The 4235-nt window shown below is 69.4% G+C and carries 5 protein-coding genes; 3 read left to right on the plus strand and 2 right to left on the minus strand.

Annotation, left to right across the window (positions count from 1 at the left end):
• The coding region (locus I003_RS0128955) for a UDP-N-acetylmuramoyl-tripeptide--D-alanyl-D-alanine ligase (protein WP_027774653.1) at nucleotides 1–789 on the minus strand (789 nt) is incomplete at its 3' end.
• A 204-nt stretch (nucleotides 790–993) separates the two neighbouring features.
• Here I003_RS0128955 and I003_RS0128960 point away from each other — a divergent pair.
• The 3 genes from I003_RS0128960 to vanX are packed head-to-tail and all read left to right on the plus strand — an operon-like array spanning nucleotide 994 to nucleotide 3672.
• Entirely contained in the window at nucleotides 994–2034 is a 1041-nt protein-coding gene (locus I003_RS0128960; RefSeq protein WP_199784366.1) for a D-isomer specific 2-hydroxyacid dehydrogenase family protein, read from the plus strand.
• Nucleotides 2027–3067 carry a D-alanine--(R)-lactate ligase gene (gene vanA / locus I003_RS0128965; RefSeq protein ID WP_027774655.1) on the plus strand — a complete coding sequence of 347 codons (1041 nt, stop codon included), beginning with the start codon at nucleotides 2027–2029 and terminating at the stop codon, nucleotides 3065–3067. The genes I003_RS0128960 and vanA overlap by 8 nt, the downstream gene beginning before the upstream one ends.
• Nucleotides 3064–3672: a D-Ala-D-Ala dipeptidase VanX gene (gene vanX, locus I003_RS0128970; protein WP_027774656.1), complete on the plus strand. Its 609-nt coding sequence runs from the start codon at nucleotides 3064–3066 to the stop codon at nucleotides 3670–3672. Before vanA ends, vanX begins: the two co-directional genes overlap by 4 nt.
• 76 nt (nucleotides 3673–3748) lie before the next feature.
• Here the strand turns inward: vanX and I003_RS36595 are convergent.
• Nucleotides 3749–4235, minus strand: a 487-nt coding sequence (locus I003_RS36595) for a TetR/AcrR family transcriptional regulator C-terminal domain-containing protein (RefSeq protein ID WP_037722119.1), incomplete at its 5' end; no start/stop codon positions are given.

Genomic DNA, 4235 nt, shown 5'->3' on the forward strand with positions numbered 1-4235 from the left:
GAAGGACGGCCGGCCGAGGGTGTCCAGGACCGGGTCGAGCACCCGCACGTCGGCGTGCTCCGCCCGGCCGAAGGTCAGCACCGGGCCGCCGGTGAGCGAGCGCATCGCGACGACTCGCGGGTCGTCGGCGTTGAGGACGGCGGTGCCGCCGGGTGCCAGCCCTTGGACCAGCTCGCCTTTGGCCCGGGCGATCGCCCCGCGTGAGCCGAACTCGCCGAGGTGGGCCTGGCCGACGTTGAGGACGACGGCGATGTCGGGCGCGACCAGCCCGGTGAGCGCGGCGATGTCACCGACGCGGCGGGCCCCCATCTCCAGGACCAGGAACCGGGTGCCCATGTCGGCGCGCAGCATGGTCAGCGGCACGCCCAGCTCGTTGTTGAGCGAGCCGACCGTGGCGACCGTCGGCGCGGCGCCCGCCAGCACGGCCGCCACCAGGTCCTTGGTGCCGGTCTTGCCCTGAGAGCCGGTCAGTGCCACGACGGTCAGCCCGCGGCGCAGCCGGGCGACGACGTGGGCGGCGAGCACCCCCAGCGCGGCCTGGACGTCCTCGACGACGACGGTGGGCAGCGGCGTGGGCCGGGAGCCGAGCACGGCGACCACGCCGGCCCGGCCGGCCTGCCGGGCGTAGTCGTGGCCGTCGACGCGCTCGCCGGCGACGGCCACGAAGAGGCCGCCCGGCTCGGCCTGCCGGCCGTCGAGCACGGGCGGAGCGGTCACCGTCACGGCGCCGTCGCCCTCGACCGTCCCGCCGACGACCGCGGCGATCTCGCGGAGGCTGAGCGGGATCATGCCCGCCCGGCGGGGAAGCCGGGGAGCGGGAGCGAGGCCGGAGAGGTAGAGGTAGAAGAGGCTGGTTCGCTGTGGGTCACGCCTCCATCGAAAGCAGCACCGTGTTGCGGGCACGTATGCGGTTTTCGATATGCCGACGATATATCGTCGGCATATCGAAAACCGCATACCCCCGGGCAACACCGCGTCCCGTTGACTGCGGGCATGACCTACGGCGAACCAGCACGAGCGGCGGCAGACCGCCCCCCATCGCCGGCGTCCGCTTGTTTCCCGGCCGCCCTCGGGACGGGAATCACCGTCTACGGCTGCGGGCGCGATGAGGCGACGTTGGTACGGGAGCTGGCACCCCGCCTCGGCGTGGTGCCGACCATCACCGCGGCAGCGGTGTCCGAAGACAATACCGACCTCACCTTCGGAAACCGATGCGTCAGCGTCGACCATAAGACCCGGATCACCGATGCCACTCTTCTTGCGCTCAGCCGGGCGGGCGTCTCCTACATCTCCACCAGAAGCATCGGGTGCAACCATATCGACGTGGCGTACGCGGAGCGCGTCGGCATCTGCGTGGAAAACGTCTCCTACTCCCCCGACAGCGTGGCCGACTACACGCTGATGCTCATGCTGATGGCGGTCCGGCATGCGAAAGCCACCCTCCGCCGTGCAGACGTCCACGATTACAGGCTGCACGAGACGCGCGGGAAGGAACTGCGCGATCTGACCATCGGGGTCGTGGGGACGGGACGCATCGGCGCGGCAGTCATGGCCCGGCTGCGGGGCTTCGGCTGCCGCATCCTCGCCTACGACGCGCACCCCACCGCCGCCGCGGAACACGTGTCTCTCGGGGAACTGCTGCGGCTGAGCGACATCGTCACGCTCCATACGCCGCTCACCCCGGAAACACACCACCTCCTCGATCGTCAGCGCATCGACCGGATGAAGCACGGCGCCTTCGTCGTCAACACCGGACGCGGCGCACTGCTGGACACCCACGCCCTCCTCACGGCACTGGCGGACGGCAGATTGGGGGGCGCCGCGCTGGACGTCGTCGAAGGTGAGGAAGGAATCTTCTACACCGACCGCAGAAACACGCCCATCGAAAGCGGGCCCTTGGTGCGGCTCCAGGAGATGCCGAATGTGCTCATCAGCCCGCATACCGCGTACTACACGGACCACGCATTGAGCGACACGGTCGAGAACTCGCTCACCAACTGCCTGGATTTCGAAAGAAGGAGTCGGCATGACTAGGCTGAAGGTCGGAATCCTCTTCGGGGGCTGCTCCGAGGAGCATCCGGTCTCCGTGAAGTCCGCGCAGGAGGTCGCACGGAACCTCGATCCCGACAAGTACCAGCCCTTCTACGTCGGGATCACCGACAACGGCGTCTGGAAGCTCTGCGACGGCCCGGGCCTGGACTGGGAGCGGGGCAACTGCCGTCCGGCTCTGCTGTCACCGGACCGGAGCGCGCGCGGGCTCCTCGTCCTGGAGCAGGGACGGTACGGAACGATCGGCCTGGACGTCGTCCTGCCCGTCCTGCACGGAAAACTCGGCGAGGACGGCGCGATACAGGGTCTGCTGGAGCTGGCCGGCATCCCCTACGTGGGATGCGATATCCAGAGTTCGGTGCTGTGCATGGACAAAGCCCTCACCTACGGCGTCGCCAGAAGCGCGGGAATCGCCACGCCGGAGTTCTGGACGGTCACCGCGGATGAGGATATCGCCCCGGACCGGCTGACCTATCCCGTTTTCGTGAAGCCGGCCCGCTCCGGCTCGTCCTTCGGTGTCAGCAAGGTGTCCCGGCCGGAGGACCTGCCGAGTGCGGTGAAGACTGCACGGCAGTACGACGCGAAGGTGCTGATCGAGGCGGCGGTGGCCGGCAGCGAGGTCGGGTGCGCCCTCCTGGGCACCGGGGCCGGAGTGGTCACGGGCGAGGTGGACCGGGTCGCCCTCTCGCACGGCTTCTTCAAGATCCACCAGGAGGAGAACCCCGAAAGCGGTTCCGAGAACTCCACGTTCATCGTTCCCGCCGACATCCCGGCGGAGTCGCGGTCGCTCGTCCTGGACACCGCGACAACCGTCTATCGCGCCCTGGGATGCAGAGGGCTGTCGCGCGTCGACCTGTTCCTCAAGGAGGACGGAGAAGTCGTCCTCAACGAGGTCAACACCTTTCCCGGACTGACCTCCTACAGCCGTTATCCGAGGATGATGGCGGCGGCGGGGATGCCGCTCTCCCGGGTGATCGACCAGATGGTGTCGTCGGCATTGGAGGGAAACCCCCGGTGAACGAGGACTTCGCCTTCGTGGACGAGCTCGTGCCCGGCATACGGTGGGACGCCAAGTACGCCACGTGGGACAACTTCACCGGCAAACCGGTGGACGGATACCTGGCCAATCGCATCGTCGGCACGAGGGCCCTGTGCAGAGCCCTCGCCAGGGTGCGGGAAAAGGCGGAGTCCCGCGGGTTCGGCCTGCTGCTCTGGGACGGCTACCGCCCGCAGCGGGCCGTGGACTGCTTCCTGCGCTGGTCGGAGGAGCCGGAGGACGGGCGTACGAAGCAACGGCACTATCCGAACATCGGCAGAGCCGACATGTTCGAGCACGGGTATGTCGCCGCCAGGTCCGGCCACAGCCGGGGCAGCACCGTGGACCTCACGCTCTACCAGCTGGACACCGGTGAACTCGCCCCCATGGGAGGCGACCACGACCTGATGGATCCCCTCTCGCACCACGGTGCGGAAGGGATCACACCGAGCGAGGCGGGAAACCGTGACTACCTCCGGTCCACCATGGAGACCTGCGGTTTCCGCGCGTACGAGTGCGAGTGGTGGCATTACACGCTGAGGGCCGAGCCCTATCCGGACACCTACTTCGATTTCCCCGTCGGCTGAGGTGTCCCCGGTGCGTCTGTTCGCCCTCCGGCTGTGATCCCGGCGCGGCAACGGGCCGGCGGCACCGCGCGCCGGCTCAGCGCCCGGACGCCGGGGCGATGCCGCGGAGCACCGTGGTGACCAGGTCGGCCGTGAACTCCGGGCGGACGGCCGGCGGCTCCTGCGGGCCGGGGGCGAAGAGCCGCGGGAGGATCAGCTCGTGGCACGCGCCCATGATCAAGGTGGCCGCCGCCTCCGGGCTCGCGTCCGCGGCGATACGGCCCAACTCCTGCTCGGCGCGGAGGTAGTCGGCCAGTGCGGCGCGCAACCCTCCCCCGCTCTCGGGGTGGAGGCCGGAGCCGTGGAAGAGGACGAGGACCTTCGGCTGGGCGAGGAGACCGGCGAACGCCGGCAGAATGCGGGTGATCACGGCGAAGCCGCGGTCGAGGTACGCGCGCAGGTTGGCCTCCACGGTGCCCTCCCCGGGCACCGGGGGTCCGCCGGCCGCGGCCATGACCTCGTGGACGTGGGCCTTCAGGGCCAGGGCGAGCAACTCCTCCTTGCCCGCGAAGTGGTTGTACAGC

It is taken from the genome of Streptomyces sp. CNQ329 (assembly GCF_000482585.1).

Excerpts from the sequence above, each read along its gene's own strand:
- I003_RS0128960 (WP_199784366.1), top strand. The coding sequence starts at position 994 with ATGACCTACGGCGAACCAGCACGAGCGGCGGCAGACCGCCCCCCATCG.
- vanA (WP_027774655.1), top strand. The coding sequence starts at position 2,027 with ATGACTAGGCTGAAGGTCGGAATCCTCTTCGGGGGCTGCTCCGAGGAG.